At 47.8% G+C, this 531-nt stretch carries 1 protein-coding gene; it reads left to right on the forward strand.

Going from position 1 to position 531, the window contains the following annotated elements; translation table 11 throughout:
- Nucleotides 1-483 (forward strand): FAD-dependent monooxygenase (locus tag ACS8FD_RS24250; protein ID WP_439277723.1); only part of this gene is annotated, 483 nt, incomplete at its 5' end.
- Nucleotides 484-531: the final 48 nt, after the last annotated feature.

Consider the following 531-nt stretch of genomic DNA (forward strand, 5'->3'; position numbering starts at 1 on the left):
GAAGATAAATACCTAGAAGACGACGCGCATTTTTTGGCGACCTTACAGCAAGCATTTGGTGAGCGTGCTGGCAAGTTTGTCGCTGCTGGTCGCCGCGGTGCTTATCCGCTGACACGCGTACTGGCAGATAAGCAAGCAGATGGTCGCTGCGTCATCATAGGCAATGCTGCTCATACCTTGCATCCTGTGGCCGGCCAAGGCTTTAATCTGTGTATGCGTGATGCACATGTATTAGCGCAAATGATGAGTGCACAAGTCCTTAAGGGTGCAGATATCGGCGACCCAACGCTGCTTAAACGCTATGAAAAAGCGCGTCTAAGCGATCAAAAACGCGTTATTCGCTTTTGCGATGCGGTCGTTCATGGCTTTACTCATCCCAATCCAGCAGTAAAGCTGGCGCGTAATGTTGCTTTGATTGCTTTTGACAAGCTGCCCAACATTAAGCCGTTGGTGGCAAATTATGCGATGGGTTTAAAATCGTAATATAGTTAATCCTAAATAAGAAGAGTACGGCTAAAGTAGCGTGCTACT

The sequence above is a fragment of the Psychrobacter sp. 1U2 genome (assembly GCF_051847575.1).